25 protein-coding genes are annotated in these 24,251 nt (G+C 72.2%); 19 read left to right on the top strand and 6 right to left on the bottom strand.

Annotated features, from left to right (window positions below):
• The first annotated feature begins 62 nt into the window (after positions 1-62).
• The 5 genes from ACXN5W_RS00800 to ACXN5W_RS00780 all read left to right on the top strand — a co-directional run bounded on the left by ACXN5W_RS00800 (position 63) and on the right by ACXN5W_RS00780 (position 3,009).
• Complete coding sequence (locus tag ACXN5W_RS00800) at positions 63-1,265, top strand: mechanosensitive ion channel family protein (RefSeq protein WP_473156134.1); 1,203 nt, start codon at positions 63-65, stop codon at positions 1,263-1,265.
• A gap of 237 nt (positions 1,266-1,502) precedes the next feature.
• Positions 1,503-1,937, top strand: a complete 435-nt coding sequence (locus tag ACXN5W_RS00795; protein ID WP_473156133.1) for a phage holin family protein — start codon at positions 1,503-1,505, stop codon at positions 1,935-1,937.
• Complete coding sequence (locus tag ACXN5W_RS00790; RefSeq protein WP_473156132.1) at positions 1,934-2,245, top strand: DUF3618 domain-containing protein; 312 nt, start codon at positions 1,934-1,936, stop codon at positions 2,243-2,245. The genes ACXN5W_RS00795 and ACXN5W_RS00790 overlap by 4 nt, the downstream gene beginning before the upstream one ends.
• Positions 2,242-2,514, top strand: a complete 273-nt coding sequence (locus ACXN5W_RS00785) for a DUF4235 domain-containing protein (RefSeq protein ID WP_473156131.1) — start codon at positions 2,242-2,244, stop codon at positions 2,512-2,514. The genes ACXN5W_RS00790 and ACXN5W_RS00785 overlap by 4 nt, the downstream gene beginning before the upstream one ends.
• A gap of 291 nt (positions 2,515-2,805) precedes the next feature.
• On the top strand, positions 2,806-3,009 hold the full coding sequence (locus ACXN5W_RS00780) for a cold-shock protein (RefSeq protein WP_007075740.1): 204 nt from the start codon (positions 2,806-2,808) through the stop codon (positions 3,007-3,009).
• A gap of 201 nt (positions 3,010-3,210) precedes the next feature.
• On the opposite strand, the gene ACXN5W_RS00775 is transcribed toward ACXN5W_RS00780, so the two are convergent.
• Positions 3,211-3,411: a hypothetical protein gene (locus ACXN5W_RS00775; RefSeq protein WP_473156130.1), complete on the bottom strand. Its 201-nt coding sequence runs from the start codon at positions 3,409-3,411 to the stop codon at positions 3,211-3,213.
• Positions 3,412-3,566: 155 nt separating this feature from the next.
• Between ACXN5W_RS00775 and ACXN5W_RS00770 the strand changes: the two genes are divergently transcribed.
• Entirely contained in the window at positions 3,567-4,343 is a 777-nt protein-coding gene (locus ACXN5W_RS00770; RefSeq protein WP_473156129.1) for a trans-aconitate 2-methyltransferase, read from the top strand.
• 35 nt (positions 4,344-4,378) lie between these two features.
• Complete coding sequence (locus tag ACXN5W_RS00765) at positions 4,379-5,404, top strand: adenosine deaminase (RefSeq protein ID WP_473156128.1); 1,026 nt, start codon at positions 4,379-4,381, stop codon at positions 5,402-5,404.
• 452 nt (positions 5,405-5,856) lie between these two features.
• Here the strand turns inward: ACXN5W_RS00765 and ACXN5W_RS00760 are convergent, their stop codons facing one another.
• The 4 genes from ACXN5W_RS00760 to ACXN5W_RS00745 all read right to left on the bottom strand — a co-directional run bounded on the left by ACXN5W_RS00760 (position 5,857) and on the right by ACXN5W_RS00745 (position 10,692).
• Positions 5,857-7,248, bottom strand: a complete 1,392-nt coding sequence (locus ACXN5W_RS00760) for a HAMP domain-containing sensor histidine kinase (RefSeq protein ID WP_473156127.1) — start codon at positions 7,246-7,248, stop codon at positions 5,857-5,859.
• 29 nt (positions 7,249-7,277) lie between these two features.
• Complete coding sequence (locus ACXN5W_RS00755; RefSeq protein ID WP_473156126.1) at positions 7,278-7,967, bottom strand: response regulator transcription factor; 690 nt, start codon at positions 7,965-7,967, stop codon at positions 7,278-7,280.
• A 111-nt stretch (positions 7,968-8,078) separates the two neighbouring features.
• The gene (gene leuA, locus ACXN5W_RS00750) at positions 8,079-9,839 is read right to left on the bottom strand and encodes a 2-isopropylmalate synthase (protein ID WP_473156125.1); all 1,761 of its coding nucleotides are present in this window, start codon (positions 9,837-9,839) and stop codon (positions 8,079-8,081) included.
• A gap of 37 nt (positions 9,840-9,876) precedes the next feature.
• Positions 9,877-10,692, bottom strand: coding sequence for an AfsR/SARP family transcriptional regulator (locus tag ACXN5W_RS00745; protein WP_473156124.1), 816 nt, complete (start codon positions 10,690-10,692; stop codon positions 9,877-9,879).
• Positions 10,693-11,022: 330 nt separating this feature from the next.
• On the opposite strand from ACXN5W_RS00745, the gene ACXN5W_RS00740 reads away from it, so the two are divergent.
• The 7 genes from ACXN5W_RS00740 to ACXN5W_RS00710 all read left to right on the top strand — a co-directional run bounded on the left by ACXN5W_RS00740 (position 11,023) and on the right by ACXN5W_RS00710 (position 17,414).
• Entirely contained in the window at positions 11,023-11,877 is an 855-nt protein-coding gene (locus ACXN5W_RS00740; RefSeq protein WP_473156123.1) for a UbiA family prenyltransferase, read from the top strand.
• A gap of 126 nt (positions 11,878-12,003) precedes the next feature.
• Positions 12,004-13,005, top strand: coding sequence for a sensor histidine kinase (locus ACXN5W_RS00735; RefSeq protein ID WP_473156122.1), 1,002 nt, complete (start codon positions 12,004-12,006; stop codon positions 13,003-13,005).
• A 1-nt stretch (position 13,006) separates the two neighbouring features.
• Positions 13,007-13,675 (top strand): response regulator, encoded by a 669-nt coding sequence (locus tag ACXN5W_RS00730; protein ID WP_473156121.1) that lies wholly within the window; start codon positions 13,007-13,009, stop codon positions 13,673-13,675.
• 234 nt (positions 13,676-13,909) lie between these two features.
• Positions 13,910-14,446 (top strand): flavin reductase family protein, encoded by a 537-nt coding sequence (locus ACXN5W_RS00725; RefSeq protein ID WP_473156120.1) that lies wholly within the window; start codon positions 13,910-13,912, stop codon positions 14,444-14,446.
• A gap of 159 nt (positions 14,447-14,605) precedes the next feature.
• Entirely contained in the window at positions 14,606-15,874 is a 1,269-nt protein-coding gene (locus ACXN5W_RS00720; RefSeq protein WP_473156119.1) for a beta-ketoacyl-[acyl-carrier-protein] synthase family protein, read from the top strand.
• Positions 15,871-17,157 carry a ketosynthase chain-length factor gene (locus ACXN5W_RS00715; RefSeq protein ID WP_473156118.1) on the top strand — a complete coding sequence of 429 codons (1,287 nt, stop codon included), beginning with the start codon at positions 15,871-15,873 and terminating at the stop codon, positions 17,155-17,157. Before ACXN5W_RS00720 ends, ACXN5W_RS00715 begins: the two co-directional genes overlap by 4 nt.
• Positions 17,154-17,414, top strand: a complete 261-nt coding sequence (locus ACXN5W_RS00710) for an acyl carrier protein (RefSeq protein ID WP_473156117.1) — start codon at positions 17,154-17,156, stop codon at positions 17,412-17,414. Before ACXN5W_RS00715 ends, ACXN5W_RS00710 begins: the two co-directional genes overlap by 4 nt.
• A 195-nt stretch (positions 17,415-17,609) precedes the next feature.
• Here ACXN5W_RS00710 and ACXN5W_RS00705 read toward each other — a convergent pair whose 3' ends face one another.
• A complete protein-coding gene (locus ACXN5W_RS00705) occupies positions 17,610-18,269 on the bottom strand; it encodes a dTDP-4-dehydrorhamnose 3,5-epimerase family protein (protein WP_473156116.1) in 660 nt (219 codons plus the stop codon).
• A 159-nt stretch (positions 18,270-18,428) separates the two neighbouring features.
• Between ACXN5W_RS00705 and ACXN5W_RS00700 the strand changes: the two genes are divergently transcribed.
• From ACXN5W_RS00700 to ACXN5W_RS00680, 5 genes are all read left to right on the top strand, one after another.
• Complete coding sequence (locus ACXN5W_RS00700) at positions 18,429-19,499, top strand: glucose-1-phosphate thymidylyltransferase (protein ID WP_473156115.1); 1,071 nt, start codon at positions 18,429-18,431, stop codon at positions 19,497-19,499.
• Complete coding sequence (rfbB, locus tag ACXN5W_RS00695) at positions 19,496-20,470, top strand: dTDP-glucose 4,6-dehydratase (RefSeq protein ID WP_473156114.1); 975 nt, start codon at positions 19,496-19,498, stop codon at positions 20,468-20,470. Before ACXN5W_RS00700 ends, rfbB begins: the two co-directional genes overlap by 4 nt.
• 114 nt (positions 20,471-20,584) lie before the next feature.
• Positions 20,585-21,754 (top strand): nucleotide disphospho-sugar-binding domain-containing protein, encoded by a 1,170-nt coding sequence (locus ACXN5W_RS00690; RefSeq protein ID WP_473156113.1) that lies wholly within the window; start codon positions 20,585-20,587, stop codon positions 21,752-21,754.
• On the top strand, positions 21,751-23,196 hold the full coding sequence (locus ACXN5W_RS00685) for an NDP-hexose 2,3-dehydratase family protein (protein WP_473156112.1): 1,446 nt from the start codon (positions 21,751-21,753) through the stop codon (positions 23,194-23,196). Before ACXN5W_RS00690 ends, ACXN5W_RS00685 begins: the two co-directional genes overlap by 4 nt.
• A gap of 41 nt (positions 23,197-23,237) precedes the next feature.
• Positions 23,238-24,242 (top strand): Gfo/Idh/MocA family protein, encoded by a 1,005-nt coding sequence (locus ACXN5W_RS00680; RefSeq protein WP_473156297.1) that lies wholly within the window; start codon positions 23,238-23,240, stop codon positions 24,240-24,242.
• The last annotated feature ends 9 nt before the right edge of the window (positions 24,243-24,251 follow it).

The raw sequence follows: 24,251 nt of genomic DNA, 5'->3' as shown, positions 1-24,251 counted from the left end.
GTCGGGGCATCCTTGGGTGCCGCCGACCCTTTCCCGGTTCCAGAGAAGGAGACGACAACCTCGTGCAGCCCATTCTGTGGACGCTCGTGGCCGCGGCCGGTGCCGCGGCCATCGCCCTGCTGGTGGTGGAGATCATCCACCGTGCGACCCGGACGCTCGGCAAACGCTCGCAGCTGATGACCGAGCTGGCCGACCACACCCACCGGCCGTTCCAGGTGGCCGCGACGGTCTTCGTGGTCCAGGTCGCCATCCGGATCGGCACCGGGCAGTTCGCCATCGGCACCGGGTGGCGACAGACGCTGCTGCACTTCCTCGTCCTGCTCATCATCGCCACCACCTCCTGGCTGGTCGCCTCCCTGCTGCTGGCGGTCGAGGACACCGCGCTGGCCCGGTTCCGCACCGACGTGCCGGACAACCGCCAGGCACGGCGGCTCAGGACCCAGATGAACCTGCTGCGCCGGCTCACGGTGGCGGTGATCGTCATCCTGGCCATCGGCGTCATGCTGATGACCTTCCCCGCCGTACGCGGCATCGGCACCAGCGTGCTGGCCTCCGCCGGGGTGATCGGCGCGGTGGCCGCGCTGGCCGCGCAGAGCGTGCTCGGCAACGTCTTCGCCGGCCTGCAACTGGCGTTCAGCGACGCGGTCCGGCTGGACGACGTGGTGGTGGTCGAGGGGGAGTGGGGCCGGATCGAGGAGCTGACCCTCAGTTACGTGGTCGTACACATCTGGGACGACCGCCGTCTGGTGCTGCCCACCTCGTACTTCACCACCACGCCGTTCCAGAACTGGACCCGGACCCAGGCGGCGGTGCTGGGCACAGCGGAGTTCGACGTCGACTGGGCGGTGCCGGTGCAGGCCATGCGGGAGGAGCTGCGCCGGCTGGTCGAGGGCACCGACCTGTGGGACGGGCGGGTCTGCGTCCTCCAGGTCACCGACGCGGTGGCCGGGATGGTCCGGGTCCGCGCCCTGGTCAGCGCCGCCGACGCCGGGCGGCTGTGGGACCTGCGCTGCCTGGTCCGGGAACACCTGGTGGGCTGGATCCGGGACCAGCGGCCGGTGGCGATGCCCCGGGTACGCACCGAGCTGGGTGACGCCGGCAGCCACCTGCCCTGGCAGTGGGTGCAGCCCCGGCGACCGACCCAGCGTCCGGAGTCGGACGTGCCGGACGACGCGCGGGTCTTCGGCGGCAGCGATGACGGGGAGGCGCGGAGCAACGTCTTCGTCGGTCCCGAGGAGCCCGTCGACGCGGCCACCCGGCCGTGACCACCGGCGGGCCGGGCCCCGCCGGAGCAGTCCGGCCGTGACCACCGAGCGGTCCGTCGGGCCGGGGACGCCGGGCTGACGCCGGGGACGCCGGGCTGACCTGACGTGGTTGGGGTCCGATCCGGCGGTAGATCCGCCGGATCGGCGTTTCGGGACCCACCAGACCGTGTCCTGTGGCCAGGATTGACCAGCGCACAGCCGGGGCATACAGCCCGGGGACGTGGAAAGGAGGGCATCATGGCCGATGTCGTCGAGGGCGGTCGATCGCGACCGGTCGCCGAGCAGTCCGCCGCCGAACTGGTGCAGCGGGCGACCGAGCAGATTTCGACGCTGGTCCGGGACGAGCTGGCCCTGGCCCGCGCGGAGCTGGCCGAGAAGGGCAAGCACGCGGGTATCGGAGTCGGGTTGTTCGGTGGGGGCGGCGCACTGGCCCTGTACGGCCTCGGCGCGTTGGTCGCGGCCGCGATCATGCTGCTGGCGCTCGTCCTCCCCGGCTGGCTGGCCGCGTTGATCGTCGCCGTGCTGCTCTTCGTGGTGGCGGGTGTGCTGGCCCTGATCGGCCGGAAACAGGTCCGTCGCGCGGTGCCTCCCGTACCATCGGCGGCAGCCGATAGCCTGCGGGCTGACGTCAACGCGGTCACCACGGCGGTCAAGGACGGGAGGCGGGCATGAGCGTCAACAACGGCAAACAGGATCCGGCGGCGCTGCGCGCGGAGATCCAGCGGACCCGGGTCGAGCTGGGTGAGACCGTGCAGGCGCTGGCCGCCAAGGCGGACGTCAAGGCGCGGCTGAAGGAGTCGGCGGCGCAGACCAAGGCCCGGGTACGGGAGCAGGCGGCGCAGCGCACCGAACGGGTACGCGAGCAGGCCGGCCAGACCGCCGAGGCGGTCCGGCGTGACCCGGTGCCGTGGGCGGCCGTGGCCGCCGGGGTGCTGGCCCTGGTCGCCGTGGTGCTGGTGGTACGAGGGAGGCGCAGGTGAGCAAGGCGATCAACAAGGTTGCCTACAAGCCCGTCGGGCTGCTGCTCGGCATGGCCGCCGGTCTGGTGGCCGGTGCGGTGTTCAAGCAGGTCTGGAAGGTCGCTGCCGGGGACGGTGACGCCCCCAACGCCACCGACGAGGAACGTGGCTGGGGCGAGGTGCTGGCCGCCGCCGCCCTCCAGGGGGCGATCTTCGCGGTGGTGCGCGCCGCCGTCGATCGTGGCGGAGCCGTCGGGGTTCGCCGACTGACCGGCCACTGGCCGGACTGAGCTGGTGACCCCCGGTCCCGACCCGCCGTACCTGGTGGATCGGGGCCGGTTCGCGTTGTCCTGTGGGTGTCCCAGGCGGCGGGAGGTCGTTCGTCAGGTCACATGTCGGAGAATTTCCTCGGGTAGGCTGTGCGAAGTTTTTGCGTACGTGGTTTGCTGTTCCACGCTGTTGCGAGATGGCGTGGGTTGAGAGAAGTCCTCCTTCGTGGGGGCCGCCTCAGGCGCCGCTGCTCGAAAACGGCCAACCGGCCGCACGGCGTGCTCGGCCGCCAGTTTTAGAAGGAGATACACATGGCGCAGGGAACCGTGAAGTGGTTCAACGCAGACAAGGGCTTCGGCTTCATCACCGTCGACGGCGGGGGTGCTGACGTGTTCGTCCACTTCTCGGCCATCCAAACCAGCGGCTACCGCACGCTGGAGGAGAATCAGCGGGTGGAGTTCGAGATCGCCCAGGGCCAGAAGGGCCCGCAGGCGGAGCAGGTCCGCCCCATCTGATCCGGCACCCGGTCGCGGCCGGGATCCGAACCAGGGACCACCGACAGGCCCCGCATCCGGACCTCCGGATGCGGGGCCTGTCGTCGTACCGGTGCCGCCAGTCCGGCGGGCTGTACCGGTGGTGCCGCCAGTCCGGCGGGCTGTACCGGCGGCCCGGCGGGCCGTGTCGATGGCGCTGCCGGCCCGGCCGGTGTGGCGCGCTCAGGGCAGGCGTCGGCCTCGCCTACGCAGGCCGACCACGAGCAGCGTCAGCCCGCCGAGCAGCACGGCGGGTCCCACGATCGCCCACACCCGTTCGCCGCTCATCATGCTGCCGGCGAGGTAGCCGAGGCCCTGCACCGTCCACACCGCTCCCACCACGACGGCCAGCAGTCCGACGGCCAGCGGAAGCCACCCCTTCATCCGGATCCCCCCTGATCTCGCGTACCCGGAGCTTCTTGTACCCGGACCAGGATCTCCCGGCGACGGTCGGTCGTCGAGTTGACGGGCCGGTTGCGCTCGCCGAGGACCCATCGTAGTCTCTCACAAGACGTACGTACGGTTTCTGAGGAGGCGCCGTGTGGGATCCGGAAACCTACCAACGGTACGCCGACGAGCGGTCCCGGCCGTTCGTGGACCTGCTCGCCCGGGTCGGTGCCGAGGAACCCCGTGAGGTGGTGGATCTGGGCTGCGGCCCCGGCACCCAGACCGCCACCCTGGCCGCCCGCTGGCCCGGGGCGCGGGTCATCGGCCTGGACTCCTCGGCCGAGATGATCGACAAGGCGACCGGGCTGGGCGCGTCGGTGGAGTTCGTCGTCGGTGACGTCCGGGGCTGGCGTCCCGGACCGCGTACCGACGTGGTGGTGGCGAACGCGCTGTTCCAGTGGGTACCCGGGCACCAGGAGCTGTTCCGGTCCTGGGTGGCCGACCTGCCGGCCGGGGCCTGGTTCGCCGTGCAGGTCCCCGGCAACTTCGCCGCGCCGTCCCACCGGGCCCTGCGGGAGGTCGCCGCCCGGCCGCGCTGGCGGGACCGGGTGGCACCGCTGTTGCGGTCCGATCCGGTCTCCGACCCGGCCGGGTACGCCGAACTGCTGACCGGTGCGGGGTGCGTCGTGGACGCCTGGGAGACGACGTACCTGCATCTGTTGCCGGCCGACGGGGCCGAGCATCCGGTGCTGCGCTGGCTGGACGGCACCGCCCTGCGCCCGGTGCGGGCCGTCCTCGGGGCCGGCTCGGACTGGTCGGACTTCCGGGCCGAGCTGTCCGAACTGCTCGTCGCGGCCTACCCCGACCGGAGCGGGCTGGTGGCGTTTCCCTTTCGGCGTGTCTTCGTGGTCGCCCGGCCGGCCGGGTAACCTGCCCACCGACCCGATCCGTGTGAGGAGATCCCGTGACCGACCTGACGGCCTTCGTCGCCGGACTGCCGAAGGTGGAACTGCACGTACACCATGTCGGCTCCGCTTCGCCGCGTATCGTCGCCGAGCTGGCGGCCCGGCACGAGGGTCGCACCCCGGTGCCGGCCGACCCGGCGGCGCTGGCCGACTACTTCGCCTTCCGCGACTTCGCGCACTTCGTCGAGGTGTACCTCAGCGTCGTCGACCTGGTCCGGGACGCCGACGACGTCTGGCTGCTCACCTATGAGATCGGCCGGGAACTGGCCCGGCAACACGTCCGGTACGCCGAGCTGACCATCACGCCCTACTCGCACGTGCGGCGCGGCGTGCCGGCCGAGGAGTTCTGCGCGGCCATTGAGGACGCCCGGCGCCGGACCGAGACGGACTTCGGCGTGGTGCTGCGCTGGTGCTTCGACATCCCGGGCGAGGCCGGGCTGCCGGCCGCCGAGGAGACGCTGCGGATCGCCCTGGAGCAGCGGCCCGACGGCCTGATCAGTTTCGGTCTCGGCGGTCCTGAGATCGGCGTGCCGCGACCGCAGTTCAAGCCGTACTTCGACAAGGCCCGCGCCGCCGGCCTGCGGTCGGTCCCGCACGCGGGGGAGACCACCGGACCGGAAACCATCTGGGACGCCCTGCGGGACCTGGGCGCCGAGCGGATCGGCCACGGAATCTCGGCCGCCAGCGACCCCCGGTTGCTGGAGCACCTGGCCGAGCGGGGGATCCCGCTGGAGGTCTGCCCCACCTCCAACGTCCGGACCCGCGCCGTGGCCGCGATCGAGGAGCACCCGCTGCCGGCGCTGCTCGCCGCCGGGGTGCCCGTGTCGATCAACTCGGACGACCCGCCGATGTTCGGCACCACACTCAACGACGAGTACCTGGTGGCCGGGCGGCTGCTCGGCTACGGCCCGACGGAGGTGGCGGGGTTGGCCCGAGCCGGGGTGACCCAGTCGTTCCTGCCGGTCGCCGACCGGGACCGGATCCTCGCCGAGATCGACGCCTACACCGAGGCCGTCCTGGCCTGACCGGCCCGCGCCGCCCGGTGCCGAGCCCGCTGTCCCGGGCGGGCCGGTTCCGGTGGGCAGAGCCCCGGGCGGGGCGGATCCGGTGGGCAGAGCCCGGGCGGGGCGGATCCGGTGGGCAGAGCCCCGGGCGGGGCGGTTCCGGTGGGCAGAGCCCCGGGCGGGGCGGATCTCGGAGGCTGACCCGGCGCGGGGTGCTGCGGGCGGCCGCGCCGGGTCAGCGATCCGGGGCCGTTTCCGGCGATGCGCGCGACGGGGGCCTGGTGTGGGGTACCCGGCCTCGCCGCGCGCTGTTCCGCCCACACCGGAGAGGAAGTCGCCGACGGCGTCTGGCCCGGTGGAGCGGTTGGGATCTCCTGCGATGTTGCCAGTCCGAAGCCTGCCCCGGTGCGCGGTTAATCCAGACCTAAGGAGAACTTGCGCAAGGGTAGAGAATTGACCGCTTGGTCAGTCGGTCACTCCTGCCGGCCACGCGGCCGGGGCCAGCGTCGTCCGGATTCGCGCTCCCGGGCCAGCCGGCCGACCAGACCGAACCGGCTGACCTGCCGGGGCGTCGCCTCCGGGTCCGCCAGCAGCATGACGACACTCGCGCCGCCCAGCCGGGCGCGGGCGATGCTGACCGACCCGTTCGCCTGCCGGGCCACCCGGTGGGCGATGTCCAACCCGAGGCCGGTGGAGCCCTGGTCGCTGGCACCCCGCCGCAGCGCGCGGTCGGGGTTGGCGATGCCCGGGCCCGCGTCGTCGACCCGGATGGCGACGTAGCCGTCCCGGCGGGAGACCGCGACCTCGAACGCGGTGCCCTGCGGGGTGTACCGGAAGACGTTGCCGAGCACGGCGTCCAGCGCCGCCGCCAGTTCGGCGCGGGGCACGGCCACCGGGATCCGTAGCTGGGCGCCGAGCACCTGGTACGTCCGGTTCTGGTCGCTGGCCAGCGCGGCCCAGAAGACCATCCGGTCCCGGACCACCTCGCTCGCGTCGCACATCCCGGGCCCGGCCTCCTGGGCCGCGACGGTCTTGCGGGTGGTGTTGATCAGGACGTCGATCTCGCCTTCCAGGGTCACGATGGCCTGCCGGATCCGCCGGATCGTGCGGCGCCGGTCCAACTCGGCCTCGGTGAAGAACCCGACGCTGGTGTCGTCGGAGTCCAGCGCGTCGGCATCGAGCCGCAGCACGGTCAACGGGGTGCGCAGCCGGTGCGACAGGTCGGCCACGAGCTCCCGCTCGTCGGTGCGGGACACCACCAGCCGGTCGGCCATCCGGTTGAAGGCGTACCCCGCCTCGGCCAGCTCGCGCGGGCCGCTGGGCTGGATCCGTACCCCCAGGTCGCCGTCGCCGACCGCGAGCGCGGCCTGGACGAGTTCCCGGGCCGAGGTGACGGCCCGCGCGGCGATCCGGTCGACCACCACCACGGTGGCCACGACCAGACCCAGGGCGATCGCGCAGAGCACCAGCCAACGGCCACCCGCCCCGCGGTCGAGGTCGGCACTCGGGACGAAGACCTCCACAACGCCGGTCTCCGGCCCAAGCGGTACGGGTTCCAGCCGGACCAGGCCGCCGGTCACCGGTACGAGGATGGGCTCGCCCTGTGCCTTGGCCCGCTCCACGGCGTCCGCGTCGGCCCGCACGACGCCCCCGGTGTCCAACCCGTGCACGACCGGCCGCCGGGTCGGGTCCCCGCCGGCGGTGTCCAGCACCTTGCGGATGACCCTGGGGTCCCGACTGACCGCCAGCGCGCCGGTGACGGTGGCGCTGCGCCGCGCGGCGTCGGCCAGAACCTGTTCCCGGACCCCGTCCTGCCACGAGATGCCGAGCGGGATGAGGAAGACCAGTGCGATGATCGTGGCCATGCCGGCCCCGAGGTAGGCCAGGGCCAACCTCAGTCCGGTGCCACCAACCGGAATCCGACCCCCCGCACGGTGCGCAGGTAGCGGGGCTTCGCTGCGGACTCGCCCATTTTGCGGCGCAGCCAATACAGATGTACGTCGATTGTCTGGTCCTCGCCGACCGAAGGCTGCCGCCATACCTCCTCCAAGAGCTCCCGGCGGGACACTACCCGCCCGGGTCGGGCCGCCAGATAGGCCAGCAGGTCGAACTCCTTGCGGGTCAGCGCGAGGGGCTCGCCGTCCAGCGTCGCGCTGCGTTCCCCGACGTCCACCCGCAGGCCGCCGACCTGGTGCACGGCGGGGGTGACCGCGCGGCTGGCCCGGCCGGCCCGGCGCAGCACGGTGGTGATCCGGGCGTCGAGGTGGGCGCCGGTGAACGGCTTGACCATGTAGTCGTCGGCCCCGGCCCGCAGCAGCCGGACGATGGCCTGCTCGTCGTCCCGGGCTGTGGCGATGATGATGGGGATGTCCGTGATGCCCCGGAGCATCCGCAGAGCGTCCGCACCGTCCAGATCCGGCAGCCCCAGATCGAGCACCACCAGGTCCGGAGTCTCGGCCGCGACCCGCCGCAGGGCGTCGAGCGCCGTGCCGACCGCGTGCACGGCATGGCCCCGGTCGGCCAGGGAACGCAGCATCGCACCGCGGACGACGTGATCGTCTTCGACCAGCAGTACCGTCGCCACCCCCAGACCGTACTGCCCGTGGCAAGTCGACGGCCCGAGTGGTCGGTGGACACGCGGCGGGAAACACCGCATGGGGTGATCCGGCCCGCTCGGCCGGATCACCCCGGGGGGTCATCCGGCGGCGGGGGACCGGGGGTCGGCCGGGGTCGCGGCGGCGCGGCCCGTGAGCGTGCCCGGTCGGGGGGCCTGGGCGATCGCGCTCACCGTCGCCTTCAGCGAGGCGCTGACCAGATCGCCGTCGATCCCGACACCCCACCGGGTGCCGTCGGGCGTCCGGCACTCGACGTACGCGACCGCCCGCGCGTCGGCGCCGGTCGCGAGGGCGTGCTCGGCGTAGTCCAGCACCCGCACGTCGAGGCCGATCCCGGCGAGGGCCTGGACGAACGCCTCGATGGGGCCGCTGCCGTGTCCGGTCACCGTTCGGGCGGTGCCGTCGAGATCGATTCCGGCGTTCACCCGTACCCCGTCGTCCTCCGGCGCCGTGGCGTACGAGCGGAGCGCGAGCCAGCGTTCGGTCAGGTAGTGGTCCGTGAAGATCTCCCACAGCCGCTCCGCGCTCACCTCGCCGCCCCGGTCGTCGGTGTACCGCTGGACCACCGCGGAGAACTCGATCTGCAACCGGCGCGGCAGGTCCAACTGGTGCTCGGTCCGCATCAGGTACGCCACGCCACCCTTGCCGGACTGCGAGTTGACCCGGATCACGGCCTGGTAGGAGCGGCCCACGTCCCGGGGATCGACGGGAAGGTACGGGATGTTCCACGGATGTTCGGCCACCGGGGTGCCGGCCACCGCCGCGTCCCGGGACAGCGCCGTGAGGCCCTTGGCGATGGCGTCCTGGTGCGACCCGGAGAACGAGGTGTAGACGAGGTCGCCGGCGTACGGGTGCCGCTCCGGCACCGGCAACTGGTTGCAGTGCTCCACGGTCCGGCGGATCTCGTCGAGGCGGGAGTAGTCGATCTGCGGGTCGACGCCCTGGGTGAACAGGTTCAGCCCCAGCGTCACCAGGTCGACGTTGCCGGTCCGCTCGCCGTTGCCGAACAGGCAGCCCTCGACCCGGTCGGCGCCGGCCAGCAGCCCGAGTTCGGCCGCGGCCACCCCGGTGCCCCGGTCGTTGTGTGGATGCAGCGACAGGCACACCTCGGCGCGCCGGCTCAGCCGGTCACCGAGCCACTCCACCAGGTCCGCGTACCGGTTGGGGGTGCTCCGCTCCACGGTGGCCGGCAGGTTCAACACCAGCTCCCGGTCCCGGTCGGGGCTCCAGGCGTCGGTGACGGATTCGCAGACCGCGAGCGCGAACGACGGCTCGGTGTCGACGAAGTGTTCAAGGGAGTACTCGTATCCGAGCGCGGTGTTCGGCAGCAACTCCTCGGCGTACTTCATGATCTGCCGTGTTCCGTCGGTGGCGAGATCGAGGCACTCGGCCCGGCTCATCCCGAACACGACCCGGCGAAACAGCGGGCTCGTCGCGTTGTACAGATGAATGGTGGCCCGGTCCGCGCCGGTGAGGCTGCGGACGGTGCGCTCGATGAGTTCCTCCCGGGCCTGGGTGAGCACCGAGATCTGCACGTCGTCCGGAATTAGGTCTTCTTCGATCAGTAGCCGGACAAAGTCGAAGTCGGCCTGACTCGCGGCCGGAAAGCCGACTTCGATCTCCTTGAATCCGATCTTTACCAGGAGCTCGAAGATCCGCCGTTTCCGGGACACTCCCATCGGCTCGGGCAGCGCCTGGTTCCCGTCCCGCAGGTCCACGGCGCACCACCGGGGTGCCGCCGTCAGCCGGGCGTCGGGCCAGCGGCGCGCGGGCAGGTCCAGGACCGGGTACGGCCGGTACCGGTGGTTGGGCATCCCGCTCGGGCGTTGGCGGTTGGTCATGGCTCGCTCCGCTCGCCGGTCCGACGTCGCCGCCGGGTCACGAGGCGGCGGCCAGCGACGGCCGCATCCGCAGGCCGAAAACGGGAGCCTCGGGGGCGCCCGAGGTGAGCACCTCGCGTTGCAGCCGTTGCAGTTCCGGCTGTGGGTCGAGGCCGAGCTGGTCGTTGAGCACGGTGCGCAGGTGCTGGTACGCGCCCAGCGCCTCGCTGCGCCGCCCGCACCGGCTCAGTGCGGCGATCAGCTGGCCGTGGAACCACTCGTTGAGCGGGTGGGCGGAGACCAGTCCGCGCAACTCGCCGATCAGCTCGTGGTGCCGGCCCAGCTCGGCGTCGGCCAGGATCCGCAACTCCAGGGTGCGCAACCGCTCCTCCTCCAGGTGTACGGCGTGCGCCTGGAGGTGTCGGCCGGTGAGCACGTTGGCCAGGCTCGGCCCGGACCAGAGGTCGAGGGCGCGCCGCAGCATCGTGGCCGCCTCCGCGGTGCGTCCGCCGTCGAGCAGCTGGCGACCCTGCCAGGACAGGTCGTGGAAGGCGTTGGCATCGACCTGCTCGGCGGTGGCGTACATGAGGTAGCCGGGCGGCGTGGTGATCAGCCAGTCGGCCCGTCCCGGGGTGACCGCCGACCGTCCGAACGCGCGGCGGAGCTGGTAGATGTAGGTCTGCGCGGTGGTGACGGCGCTCTGTGGCGGCTCCTCGCCCCACAGCTCCTCGATGAGCGAGTCGACCGGCACCACCTGGTTCGCCCGGAGCAGAAGCAGGGCGAGAACCTGGCGTACCTTGGGGGCGGTGGGTGTGTGAACGGCACCGGACGAATTGACGACCTGAAGCGGACCGAGCACCTTGAAATTGAGCATGGCTGTTTCCTCCGGGTTAACGTTTAGGATTCGGAAAACCGGGTAAGAACCAACGCTGGACCGCGTTCGCCGGTGGCTCTCTGGATTCGTACCCTAGAGTGACGGTCGTCGCCTCTTCAAGATGAACTACACGGAGGGTGCGGTGTCGTTGACGTATCGATGTAGTGCGTTGGCCCGGGGATGTAGGTCGCGCTACAACTTTGGTCGTAGTGCCATTGACCGGCGGGGCGGGACGGATACCTTATAGATATGTCGGTGGATGTACTGAACCCTGCTCCTACCGTCACACGCCCAATCTGGTCGCTTCCACGTAACCTCCGGTCCTGCCTGGTGGAAGCCCGCCCGTCCGTTCAGATGATCTTCCTGCTGCGCCTGGTCGCCGGCTTCGTGCTGACCCGTCCGGTCGGTGTCGTGGTGCCGCTGGGCCGACTGGCGCTCGCCGCCACCACCTGGGAGCTGGCGGTCGTCTCGGCGTACCTGTTCGACGGCGTGATGGACGTGGTGGAGGACCGGCTCAACGGATCCGCCCGCCCGATCGCCTCGGGCGAACTGTCCCGGGGGTTCGCGGTCGTGGTCTCCGCCGGCACCGGGCTGGCCTCGCTGGGTGGCGCGGTCGCGCTCGGCGGGCCGTATCCGGTGTTCGTCGGGATCTCGCTGCTGCTCGGCTACGCGTACTGCGCACCACCGGTACGGCTCAAGCGGTCGTCCGGCGGGGCCGGCGCAACCGTGATCATCTGCGGACTGCTCACATTTCTCGCCGGGGCCAGCCTTTATGGATCAGTACGAATAAACGCCGACCTGACCATATTCGCGGTAGTGATGTCGCTATGGATGGGCCTGGTCGGCGCGTTGGCCAAGGACTTCTCCGACACGACGGGCGACGCCGCGGCGGGCTGCCGGACGACCGCGCTGGTCAAGGGGGACGCCCGGGCCCGCCGGCTGGTGGCCGGCAACGCCGTGACGGTCGGCCTCGGCTTCACCGCGACCTCCGCGGTATTCGCGCCGGCGCTGGTCTGGCCGGCACTCACGATGCTGGTCGGTGCGACAGTGGTGGCGGCGCTGACCCGCAGCCCTCTCTCGCGCGGCAGCCGTACCCGGCGCCGGTTGCCGTACCGCGCATTTATGACGACCCAATATGTGGTTAATGGTGTCCTTATGATTACCGGCCTGATGTTGCCCTCCTGAGAACCCACCGCTAATCTCATCGCAATCGCATCATCGCGGGCGAGGAGACCGGCGTTGGCCGAAAGTGAATGGCAGGGCTTGTCTCCGGCGCTGGCGTCCTCGCTCAGAGCGGCACATCCGGACATTATGGCGTCGTTCGAGCGTCGCCTCGCGGAAGAGGACAGCCCGCTGTTCCGCAGCGAGGTTTCGCGCCGGCAGATCATCGCGCACGCGGGGGCGTTGCTGGACGACCTTCTGGACGAACTGACCGGGCAGCACAAGGAGGCGGTGCGGCGCACCCTGGCCGCCGACATCGGCGCCACCCGAGCCGCCCAGGGCTTCCACCCGGGCGAGTCCCTGCGGGCCGCCGGCGCCCTGTTCGACGTGCTGCTGCGGTCCGTCGACGAAACCGTCCGAGACGCCGCCGACCGCTCCGAACAGACCCTGCTCATCGCCCTGACCATGAACGCCGTGCTGGTCCGGGCGCTCGGCCAGGCCGCCGACGCGTACGGCGGGTTCCTGCTCAACCGGCTGCACGGCGCGTACGTCGAGGAACGCCGCCGGATCAGCCGCGAGGTCCATGACCGGATCGGGTACGGGGTAACCGTCGCGCACCGCAACCTCGAACTGTTCAACATCTACCGGGAGAGCCAGCCGGTGCACGCGGTCGCCCGGGTGGGGGTCGCCTACGACGCGCTGCGGGAGACCCTCGACGCGATCCGCGAGGTGATCTCGAACCTGCGGGTGGGTGAGTCGCTGGACAGCCTGGAGAAGGAGATCCAACGCTTCCTCGACTCGGCGCAGCGGCCGGAACTCGCGGCGCACATCGAGGTGAACGGCGACGAGCACTGGGCCTCGCCGGAGGTCCGCAACGAGGCGTTCCTCATCCTGCGCGAGGCCGTCCGCAACGTCGTGGCGCACGCCGACGCCGGCCACCTGCTGGTACGGGTCGACATCACCCCGGACGAACTGCGGGGAACCGTACGCGACGACGGGGCCGGCTTCGACCCTCGCGAGGTGCCGGCCTCCCGGGCCGGCATCGCGTCGATGCGCGAACGGGTCGCGCTGCTGGGCGGCACGGTCAACGTCGAGAGTGCGCCCGGCCGGGGGACCGTGGTGGAACTGCTGGTGCCGTTGGGGGAGGCGTGAGGTGGACGAGGGGCCGACCCGACTGGTGCTGGTGGACGACCACATGCTCGTGCGTGAGGGAATCCGCGGCATCCTCGAAGTGGAACCCGACCTGCGGGTGGTGGGCGAGGCCGGTGACAGCGCGAGCGCCGTGGCCACGGTGACCGCGCTGCGGCCGCACGTGGTGCTGCTCGACGTGGAGATCGTCGGCGACGACGTGGTGACCACCGTCCAACGGATGCGCGCTGCCGCGCCCGAGACCGAGATCATCATCCTGAGCATGTACGACGGGCCGCACCTGCTGCAGCGGTTGCTGGCCCTCGGCATCCGGGGCTACCTGCTCAAGAGCGCCCGGCGTGAGGAGCTGATCTCGGCGATCCGGGCCGTCCGGCGGCGCGACGACCGGATCATCCTGGGCGTCTCCCGCCAGAGCCTGGCCCGGGTGCGCTCGGCACCGGCCGACCCCGGACTCTCGGCCCGGGAACTCGACGTCCTGGAACTCGCCGCCCAGGCCCTGACGAACGCGCAGATCGCCTCCCGGCTCCGGGTGACCGAGGCGACGGTGAAGCGCCACCTGAGCAACATCTTCAGCAAACTGGGCGCGGTGTCCCGGATCGACGCGGTGAACAAGGCGCTCCAGTCGGACCTGATCAGCTCGCCCCGCCCCGGCGTACACGGCGGCCACGGGTAACCACCCGCCACCCGCCGGTCTGCCCCGACCAGGGGCGGGTCCCGGCCAGTCGGTGGGTCCCGGCCAGTCGGTGGGTCCCGGTCCGTCGGTGTGGTCCCGGTCCGTCGGGGTGTGGCGGTCCCGGCCGGTACGGCGCGGCAACGGCGAGTCCCGTCCTCCACCGGGCCTTTAGGACGGCCGGCCACGATGTGCGGGCCGGCGACGGCTGGACGGGCCGTCGGGAGGGAGGCGGCCGTGTTCATCGAGGAGCTCAGTGGCGGTACCGGCCGGTCCGTGGCGCATCCGGAGCCGCCGCCCGGCCTGGAACCCGACGAGTTCCGCCGGGCGCTGGCCAGGTGCGCGGCCGGAGTGGTGGTGGTCACCGTGGCCGACGGTCCCACGGGGATGACCGCCAGTTCGTTCACCTCGGTCAGCCAGTCGCCGCCGCTGGTGTCGTTCTGCGTCGACCGCGACTCGGGCAGCCGGGCCCGGCTGTGCGCCGCCGACCACTTCGCGGTGAACGTGCTCGCCGCCGACCAGGCGGAGGTGGCCACCGTCTTCGCCCGGCGGGACGTGGACCGGTTCGCGCTGACCGGGTGGCACCGGCAGCGGTACGGGCTGCCGCTGCTCGACGGCGCGGCGGCACAGCTGATCTGCCGTCGCCACCGGGTCGTGCCGCTCGGCGACCACGTCCTCGTGGTCGGGCTCCTGATCGGTGCCGAACATCCCCGGCCGGACCCGCCGCTGGTCTACCACCACGGCCGGTACGGCCGGTTCACCCCGCATCGCTGACCGGCCGGGTGAGTCGGATCGGTCCGCTGTGCCGGCCCGACCGTCCCGCTGACCGCTACCGCACCGCCTCCAGGCCGGCTCGATGCCGCCCCCACCGCCGGCCGGGACGCTCGACGAGACGTCGAACCGCCGGGCGGACGACGGAGGAGAGGAGACGGCATGACCCGACGTGTCGCGATAACCGGGATCGGCGTGATCGCTCCGGGCGGCATCGGCACCGATGCCTTCTGGAACCGCATCCTGTCCGGGCGCAGCGCCACCCGCACGATCACCACCTTCGACCCGACGCCCTTCCGGTCCCGGATGGCCGCCGAGTGCGACTTCGAACCAACCGAGCACGGCCTCAGCCCGCAGGAGATCCGCCGGATGGACCGGGCGGCACAGTTCGCGGTGGTCTGCACCCGGGAGTGCCTGGCCGACTCCGGCCTGTCCACCGGGGAGGTGGCGGCGACCCGGACCGGGGTGACCGTCGGCAGCGCCGTCGGCTGCACCATCAAGCTGGAGAACGAGTACCTGGTGCTCTCCGACGGGGGCCAACGGTGGCACGTCGACCCCGGATACGCCGTGCCACACCTCTACGACTACTTCGTGCCGAGTTCGCTGGCGGCCGAGGTGGCCTGGCAGGTCGGCGCCGAGGGACCGGTGTCGGTGGTGTCCGACGGCTGCACGGCCGGGATCGACGCCATCGGCCACGCCTGCCAGCTCATCCGGGACGACGAGGCGGACGTGGTCATCGCCGGTGGCACCGAGGCGCCGATCGCGCCGATCACGGTGGCCTGCTTCGACGCCATCAAAGCCACCTCGGCGCACAACGACGACCCCGAGCACGCGCTGCGCCCGTACGACGTCAGTCGCAACGGGTTCGTGCTGGGCGAGGGGGCCGCGATGTTCGTCCTGGAGGAGTTGGAACACGCCCGCCGCCGGGGCGCCCGGATCTACGCGACCATCGACGCCGTCGCCACCCGGGCCAACGCCTTCCACATGACCGGGCTCCAGGCCGACGGCCGGGAGATGGCCGAGGCCATCCGGGTCGTGCTGGACCGGGCCCGGGTACGGCCCGAGCAGGTCGGCTGGGTGAGCATGCACGGCACCGGCACCAAGCAGAACGACCGGCACGAGACCGCGGCGGTCAAACGGAGCCTCGGCGCCCACGCCTACCGGACGCCCGCCAGCTCCATCAAGTCGATGGTGGGCCACTCGCTCGGCGCGATCGGCGCCATCGAGACCGCCGCCTGCGCGCTGGCCATCACACACGGGATGGTCCCGCCCACGGCGAACCTGCACGAACAGGACCCCGAACTTGACCTGGACTACGTGCCCCTGCACGCGAGGGAGTGGACCGTGGACGTGGCACTGAACGTGGGCAGCGGATTCGGCGGCTTCCAGAGCGCCATGCTGCTCTCCCGCCCCGAGGCGGTGGCCCGGTGACCCGGGCGGTGGTCACCGGGTTGGGTGTACTGGCGCCCACCGGCGTCGGCGCCGAGGCGCACTGGGCCGCGACCGCGGCCGGTACGGCGGCCATCGGGCCGATCAGCCGGTTCGACGCGAGCACCTACCCGGTACGCCTGGCCGGCGAGATCACCGGCTTCGACCCGGCCGAGCACCTGCCCGGCCGGCTGATCCCGCAGACCGACCGGATGACCCAGCTGGCGCTGGTGGCCACCGAGTGGGCGCTGGCCGACGCCGAGCTGACCGTCGACGGGCGGCGCGACTTCGACTTCGGTGTGGTCACCTCCGCCTCGGCCGGCGGCTTCGAGTTCGGCCAGCGCGAGTTGCAGAAGCTCTGGACGCAGGGCCCCGGGACGGTCAGCGCGTACATGTCGTTCTCCTGGTTCTACGCGGTGAACACCGGTCAGATCTCGATCCGGCACAAGCTGCGCGGGCCGGCCGCCGCACTGGTCACCGACCAGGCCGGCGGGCTGGACGCGGTCGGCCACGCCCGGCGGCTGGTCCGGGACGGCACCCCGGCGGTGATCATGGCGGGAGTGGACTCGTCGCTGTGCCCGATGGGCCTGGTCTCGCAGCTACCCAGCGGCCAGCTCAGCCGGCGCCGGGACCCGGCCACGGCGTACCGCCCGTTCGGCGCCGACGCCACCGGCGGGGTGATCGGGGAGGGCGGCGCCGTACTCATCGTCGAGGACGCGGCCGCCGCACGCCGGCGCGGCGCACCACGCAACTACGGCGAGATCGCCGGGTACGCGGCAACCTTCGACCCGCCACCGGGCTCCGGTCGGGAAAACGGGCTGGGTCGGGCGGCCGCGCAGGCGCTCGCGCAGGCGGACGTGCTCCCCGACGACATCGACGTCGTCTTCGCCGACGCGGCCGGCTGGCCGGAGGCGGACCAGGCGGAGGCGCAGGCGCTGGAGAAGCTGTTCGGGCCGTGCGGGGTGCCGGTCACCGCGCCCAAGTCGATGACCGGGCGGCTCGGTGCCGGTGCGGGCGCCCTGGACGTCGCCACGGCGCTGCTGGCGATGCGGGCCGGCGTCGTACCGCCGACCGTGAACGTCGGCGACCTCGCACCCGGCCACCAGATCGACCTGGTCACCACGGCACGGCGGATGCCGGTGCGTACCGCCCTGGTGCTCGCCCGCGGCCATGGCGGGTTCAACGCGGCCGTCGTACTGCGCGACGGTCGGGAGACGTACCACGACGAGGCCGGCCGGGACGAGGGTCCCGGGGCGGCGAACACCGAGGAGAGGGGTTCCAGATGAGCCAGTTCACCATCGACGACCTGAAGCGGATCATGCGTGAGTGCGCCGGCGAGGACGAGGGCGTCGACCTCGACGGCGACATCGGCGAGACCGCGTTCGACCAGCTCGGCTACGACTCCCTGGCCCTGCTGGAGACGGCCGCCCGGGTGGAGCGGGAGTTCCGGGTGTCGCTGCCCGACGACGTGATCGGCGAGGTCGACACGCCAGCGGCGTTCGTCGCCTTCGTCAACGGCCGGTTCCTGGCCCAGGCCCGGTGAACCGGGCGGCCCGGTCCGCACCCCCGGACCGGGCCGCCTGAGCCGCGCCGTGCCGGGCTGGGCCGGGCCGCGCTGGGCCGGGCCGGGCCGTTAATTAACAGGGGGCCCTTCCTATACGAAAAGCGATAACAGGGGGCCCTTCCTTTCCCCATCGCGGCGGCTGGAAGCGAAGCTTCCGGCCGCCGCCGACTGTGTTCAGCGCAGCACCGGGTGCTGGGCCTCGTCGTGCTCGGGGCGGAGTTGGCCGGCCTGGTAGGCGCGGCGCTGGGCGGTGTAGTGCGCGCGGCACTGCGCGTACGTCGGCAGCAGGCCGGTCCGGATCGCCTCGGTCAGCCCCGGCGCCTCCGCGTCCTTGCGGGACATCAACGGCGGCTCGGTGAGCCCCCACGGCAGCGCCAGTTCGGGGTCGAGCGGGTTCACCTCCAGCGGCGTGCCCGGCACGTAGGTGGTGGAGCACACGTACCCCACGCACGTGTCGTCGGTGAGCGCCAGGAATCCGTGTCCCAGTCCCTCCGCCACGAACACCGCCGCGCCACCGGTGGCGTCCAGCAGGTTGACCGCGTGGGCGCCGAACGTCGGCGAGTCGAGCCGCAGGTCGACCACGATGTCCAGCACCGCGCCCCGGACGCAGTTGACGAACTTCGCCTGTCCCGGTGGGAGCCGCACGCCGTGGATGCCGCGCAGCGTGCCGCGGCGGGAGACCGAGAAGTTCGCCTGCCGCGGGGTGAAGGCGTGTCCGGTGGCCGCCAGCAGGCTGTCGCAGCGCAGGGACTCGTAGAAGCAGCCTCGCGCGTCCTCCAGCCGGCTCGGGACGATCCGGTACGCATCGAGCACCGCCAACGGATGGATCTCCATGCCCGGAAGTTAGTCACGGCGGCTCAAGCCTGGGTCGAACCGGCGGCGCCGCCGACGTTCTTGGACCGGTCCTCGAAGGCATCTCGTGGATCGGTCCGTATCCATTGAGGTGCCCGGCCGCGCGAACGTGCCAGCGGCCCGTCGAGAGTGGGTTACCGCATGAAGGCTCTGGTCCTTGCCGGGGGCCTCGGCAGCAGGCTCCGGCCGTTCAGTTACAGCATGCCCAAGCAGCTGGTGCCGGTCGCCAACCGGCCCGTGCTGCTGCACTGCCTCGACCGCCTGCGCGAGGTCGGCATCGTCGACGTCGCCATCGTGGTCAGCAGCGAACGAGGTCAGGCGATCCGCGACGCGGTGGGGGACGGGAGCCAGCACGGTCTCCGGCTCACCTACCTGTCGCAGGAGGCACCGCTCGGCCTGGCACACTGCGTCCGGCTCGCCGCGGACTTCCTCGGCGACGACGACTTCCTGATGTACCTCGGCGACAACATCCTCGCCACCGGTCTCGGCGAGCTGACCGAGACGTTCAACCGGGACCGTCCGGCGGTCCAGCTCGTGGTCACCAAGGTGCCGGACCCGTCCGAGTACGGCGTGGCCGAGGTGGACCCGGACGGCCGGGTCAGCCGGCTGGTGGAGAAGCCGCCGAACCCGACCAGCGACCTGGCGGTGATCGGCGTGTACTTCTTCACCGCCGCCATCCACGAGGCGACCCGGCGGATCCAGCCGAGCGCTCGGGGCGAGCTGGAGATCACCGACGCGATCCAGTGGCTGGTCAACGGCGGCTCGGACGTGCGCGCCGCCCTCTACACCGGGTACTGGCGGGACACCGGCCGCATCGACGACATGCTGGAGTGCAACCGGGTGCTGCTGGAGTCCACCGAGCACCGGGTGCTCGGCGAGGTGGACGGGGCCAGCGAGATCTGCGGGCCGGTGGCCATCGAGCCCGGCGCGCGGGTGGTGCGGTCCCGCATCGTCGGGCCGGCCGTGGTGGGCGCCGACAGCGTGGTGGTGGACAGCTACATCGGCCCGTACACGGCGCTGGGCCGGGGTTGTGTGCTCGCCGGCGCCGGCATCGAGTACTCGATCGTGCTGGACCGGGTCTCCGTGCGGGACGTGCGGGGCATCCACGGTTCCCTGATCGGGCGGTCCGCCGAGGTGTCCCTGTCGGCCGGCGACATCGCCCGGCACCGCCTGGTCATCGGCGACGACACCCGGGTGGAGGTCGTGGCATGAGGCTGCTGGTCACCGGCGGTGCCGGCTTCATCGGCTCGAACTACGTACGCGGGCTGCTCGCCGGCCAGCACGACGGGTACGCCGACGCCCGGGTCACCGTGCTGGACAGGTTCACCTACGCCGGCAACCGCGACAACCTGCCGGCCACCCATCCCCGGTTGACGGTCGTCGAGGGGGACATCTGCGACGCCGGCCTGCTCACCGACCTGCTGCCCGGACACGACGCGGTGCTGCACTTCGCCGCCGAGTCCCACGTGGACCGGTCGGTCGCCGGCGCCGCGCCGTTCGCCCTGACCAACGTGGTGGGCACCCAGACCCTGCTGGAGGCGTGCGTCCGGACCGGCGTGGGGCGGGTGGTGCACGTCTCCACCGACGAGGTGTACGGCTCGATCGACTCCGGTTCCTGGACCGAGTCCTGGCCGTTGCGGCCCAACTCGCCGTACGCGGCCACGAAGGCCGGCAGCGACCTGGTGGCGCGGTCGTACTGGCGCACCCACGGACTGGCCGTCTCGATCACCCGGTGCTGCAACAACTACGGCCCGTACCAGTACCCGGAGAAGGTCATCCCGCGGTTCGTCACCAACCTGCTGGAGGGGGAGCCGGTCCCGCTGTACGGGGACGGCCGCAACGTCCGGGAGTGGCTGCACGTGGACGACCACTGCCGGGCGGTGCAGCTGGTGCTGACCGGCGGCCGGGCCGGCGAGGTCTACAACGTGGGCGGCGGGGTGGAGCTGAGCAACCGGGAGCTGACCGAACGGCTGCTGCGGCACTGTGACACCGACTGGTCGATGGTGCGCCGGGTCGCCGACCGGCCGGGCCACGACCTGCGGTACTCGCTGGACGACAGCAAGATCCGCACCGAGCTGGGCTACCGGCCGCTTGTCGACTTCGACCGGGGACTGGCCGAGGTCGTGCAGTGGTACCGGGACAACGCCTGGTGGTGGAAGCCGCTACGGGGAACGCGGCGCTAGGCGTCCGTGGCGTCGGCAATCCGTGGCGCCAGGAATCCGCGGCGTCGGCAATCCGTGGCGCCCGGCAATCCGTGGCGCCAGGAATCCAGAACGCCGCACAGACAGGGAGGCATCATGCGAGTACTCGTCACCACGGCCCCGTTGCACGGCCACTTCTTCCCACTCGTGCCGCTGAGCTGGGCGTTGCGGGCCGCCGGGCACGACGTGCTGGTGGCCACGCCGGCCAACTTCATCGACGAGGTCGCCGCGACGGGCCTGCCGGCGGTGCCGTCCGCCGGCGCGATCGAGTTCGCCGACTTCATGTTCCACGACCGGGACGGCCGGCGGCTGACCCAACCCAGCGACCCCGCCCAGCGCCGGCACTCCAGCGGCCGGGCCTGGGGTCGGTTGGCCGCCCGTACCCTCGACGGCACCCAGGACCTGGTCCGGGACTGGCGGCCGGACCTGGTGGTCGGTGAACCCACCGAGTACGCCGGCGCCATCGCCGCGGCCACCGCCGGCATCCCCTGGGTGGAGCATTCCTGGGGGCTGGCCGCGCAGCCGGAGTACCGGCCGGCGGCCGAGGCCGAGTTGCAGCCCGAGTGCGCCCGGTTCGAACTGGCCGGCCTGCCCGAACCGGCCCTGCGGATCGACGTCTGCCCGCCGTCGGTGCAGCGCCCCGGCACCCCGCCCGGCCAGCAGATGCGGTACGTGCCGTTCAACGGCCCGGCCGTGCTGCCCGACTGGGCACGGGAACCGGCCGACCGGCCCCGGATCTGCCTGACCCTGGGCAGCATGCTGCCCCGACACGGCCTGCTGGACTTCGCCGGGATGCTGCGGGACTGGGCGAGTGCGCTCACCGGGCTGGGCGTCGAGGTGGTCGTCGGAGTGGCCGACGAGGTGGCCCGGTCCTGGACCGACCTGCCCCCCGGAGTGCGGGCCAGCGGCTGGCTGCCGCTGCACCTGGTGCTGCCCGGCTGCGCCGCCGTGGTCCACCACGGCGGGCCGGGGTCGCTGTTCACAGCGCTCGCGCTCGGCGTACCCCAGCTGGCGCTGCCGCAGACCGCCGACCAGTTCGAGAACAGCGACCGGATGGCGGCGGCCGGCGCCGGCCTGCGACTGCTGCCGGCGGAGCGCACCACCGACGCGGTGGTGTCCGCCTGCCGCGAGCTGCTGGCCGAGTCCCTGTACCGCAAGAACGCCGAGTCGATCGCCGAGGAGAACGCCGTCGGGCCCAGTCCCGCCGAGGTCGTCGGGGTTCTCGAACGGCTCGTCGCGACGGATCTCTGGAAGGAGATGACGTGACCACCACCGCAACCCACCGCCCGCTGGTTCTCGGGCACGGCCGCCGGACGGCCGACCGGTTCACCGAGTCGGCCCTGGCCACCGACGGCCGGCTGCTGCCGACCGAGCGGTTCGGCGACTGGCTGGCCGAGCGGGCCGAGCGCAACCGGTTCGCCGTACACCGGGTGCCGTTCGCGGACCTGACCGGCTGGCGGTTCGCCGAGCACACCGGCAACCTCGTACACGCCAGCGGCAAGTTCTTCTCGGTGGAGGGCCTGGAGGTCCGCACCGACTTCGGCCCGACGCCCCGGTGGACCCAGCCGATCATCCACCAGCCCGAGATCGGCATCGTGGGCATCCTGGTGAAGGAGTTCGACGGCGTCCTGCACTGCCTCATGCAGGCGAAGATGGAACCGGGCAACGTCAACACCCTCCAGCTGTCGCCCACGGTGCAGGCCACCCGCAGCAACTACACCCGGGTGCACAAGGGCAGCGCCATCCCGTACCTCGAACACTTCGTCGCCCCGCGTGCCGGCAGCGTGCTGGTGGACGCGCTCCAGTCCGAGCAGGGCGCCTGGTTCCTGCACAAGCGCAACCGGAACATGGTCGTCGAGACCGACGAGGAGATCGAGGTCCGCGAGGACTTCTGCTGGCTGACCATCGGCCAGATCCACGAGCTGCTCCGGGTCGACAACCTGGTCAACATGGACGCCCGGACGGTGCTGGCCTGCATGCCGTACGGCCGGCCGGCCGGACCGGGGCGCGCGGTGGCCGGCGACGAGCCGTTCCGGGCGGCGCTGGTGGAGTCGATCGGCGGCCAGCGCGGCGCGCTGCACTCCGCCGCCGAGGTGCTGAGCTGGTTCGTCGAGGCGAAGTCCCGGTACGCGATCGCGCAGCGCCGGATCCCGCTGCGTGACCTGGAGGGTTGGCGGCGTACCGACGAGGCGATCTCGCACGAGGACGACAAGTACTTCCAGATCGTCGGGGTGCGGGTGGAGGCCAGCAACCGCGAGGTGTCGAGCTGGACGCAGCCGCTGGTGGCGCCGGTCGGGCACGGCATCTCGGCGTTCCTCACCCGCCGCGTCGACGGGGTGCTGCACGTGCTGGCGCAGGCCCGCGCCGAGGCCGGCACGCTGGACGTGGTGGAGGTGGCGCCGACCGTCCACTGTCTGCCCGCCAACTACCGGGACGTCCCGCCGGAGCGCCGGCCGCCGTTCCTGGACCACGTGCTGTCGGCCGACCGGTCCCGGATCCGCTACGAGGCGTTGCAGTCCGAGGAGGGTGGCCGGTTCTACCACGCGCAGAACCTGTACCAGATCATCGAGGCGGACGACCTGCCGCTGACCACGCCCCCGGACTACCGGTGGGTGACGGTGGCGCAGCTGATGGGGCTGCTGCGGCTGTCCAACCATCTCAACGTGGAGGCACGCAGCCTGGTCGCGTGCCTGCAGACGCTGTGGTGACCGACCCCGGCGCCGCGCCGCCGAGTCCCGGCGTCGCCACGCTGGCCCGGTCCGGTGACGCCGTCGCGCCGATCCGGCTGGGTGTGCTCGGCTGCGCCGACATCGCCTGGCGCAAGACCCTGCCCGCGCTGGCCGACGTACCCGAGCTGCGGTTGACCGCGGTGGCCAGCCGGCGCCCGGACCGGGCCGCGCGGTTCGCCGCGCGGTTCGGCGCCGAACCGGTGACCGGCTACGACGCGCTGCTGGAACGGGCCGACGTGGACGCCGTCTACCTGCCGCTGCCGGCCGCCCTGCACGCGCCCTGGGTGGACCGGGCGTTGCGGGCCGGCAAGCACGTGCTGGCCGAGAAGCCGCTGGCCACCGTGGCGGCGGACGCCCACCGGCTGGTGGCGCTGGCCGCCGAACGGGGACTGGTGCTGGCGGAGAACTTCATGTTCACCCGGCACGGCCAGCACGCCGAGGTGCGCCGGCTGGTCGCGGCCGGGCTGGTCGGGGAACCCCGGCTGCTGACCGCGGCGTTCGCCATCCCGGCGCTGCCCGCCGACGACATCCGGTACCGCCCGGATGTCGGCGGCGGGGCCCTGGCCGACGTCGGCGGCTATCCGCTGCGCGCGGCCACCCTGCTGCTCGGTGAGGACCTGGAGGTGGTCGGCGCGACCCTGCGCCGGGACCCGGTCCGTGGCGTCGACCTGTCCGGCACCGCCCTGCTGGTCAACCCGGACGGCGTGGCGGCCCAGCTCGCGTTCGGGATGGAACACGCCTACCGGTGCGAGTACGAGATCTGGGGCAGTACGGGCCGGCTGCGGCTGGACCGTGCCTTCACCCCGCCGGCCGACCACAAGCCGGTGCTGCGGATCGACCGGGGCGGCGAGGTCGAAGAGCGGATCCTCCCCCCGGAGGACCACTTCGCGGCGGCGCTGCGCGCCTTCGCCGGTGCCGTCCGGACCGGCGCGGACAGCGGGTTGCAGGGCGCCGCGATCCTCCGCCAGGCAGCCCTGGTGCAGCGGGTCCGCGACGTGGCCCGCTACTCGGACGTCCCACACTGACCGGCGGCG

The organism is Plantactinospora sp. A48, from assembly GCF_055793945.1.
This window is presented reverse-complemented; position numbering and strand designations above follow the sequence as displayed.

Bases quoted from the DNA above. Each gene is read 5' to 3' on its own strand.
- rfbB (WP_473156114.1), top strand. From the start codon at position 19,496: ATGAGGCTGCTGGTCACCGGCGGTGCCGGCTTCATCGGCTCGAACTAC.
- ACXN5W_RS00705 (WP_473156116.1), bottom strand. From the start codon at position 18,269: ATGGAGATCCATCCGTTGGCGGTGCTCGATGCGTACCGGATCGTCCCG.
- ACXN5W_RS00735 (WP_473156122.1), top strand. From the start codon at position 12,004: ATGGCGTCGTTCGAGCGTCGCCTCGCGGAAGAGGACAGCCCGCTGTTC.
- leuA (WP_473156125.1), bottom strand. From the start codon at position 9,839: ATGACCAACCGCCAACGCCCGAGCGGGATGCCCAACCACCGGTACCGG.
- ACXN5W_RS00720 (WP_473156119.1), top strand. From the start codon at position 14,606: ATGACCCGACGTGTCGCGATAACCGGGATCGGCGTGATCGCTCCGGGC.
- ACXN5W_RS00760 (WP_473156127.1), bottom strand. From the start codon at position 7,248: ATGGCCACGATCATCGCACTGGTCTTCCTCATCCCGCTCGGCATCTCG.
- ACXN5W_RS00780 (WP_007075740.1), top strand. From the start codon at position 2,806: ATGGCGCAGGGAACCGTGAAGTGGTTCAACGCAGACAAGGGCTTCGGC.
- ACXN5W_RS00690 (WP_473156113.1), top strand. From the start codon at position 20,585: ATGCGAGTACTCGTCACCACGGCCCCGTTGCACGGCCACTTCTTCCCA.
- ACXN5W_RS00700 (WP_473156115.1), top strand. From the start codon at position 18,429: ATGAAGGCTCTGGTCCTTGCCGGGGGCCTCGGCAGCAGGCTCCGGCCG.
- ACXN5W_RS00710 (WP_473156117.1), top strand. From the start codon at position 17,154: ATGAGCCAGTTCACCATCGACGACCTGAAGCGGATCATGCGTGAGTGC.
- ACXN5W_RS00795 (WP_473156133.1), top strand. From the start codon at position 1,503: ATGGCCGATGTCGTCGAGGGCGGTCGATCGCGACCGGTCGCCGAGCAG.
- ACXN5W_RS00790 (WP_473156132.1), top strand. From the start codon at position 1,934: ATGAGCGTCAACAACGGCAAACAGGATCCGGCGGCGCTGCGCGCGGAG.
- ACXN5W_RS00745 (WP_473156124.1), bottom strand. From the start codon at position 10,692: ATGCTCAATTTCAAGGTGCTCGGTCCGCTTCAGGTCGTCAATTCGTCC.
- ACXN5W_RS00775 (WP_473156130.1), bottom strand. From the start codon at position 3,411: ATGAAGGGGTGGCTTCCGCTGGCCGTCGGACTGCTGGCCGTCGTGGTG.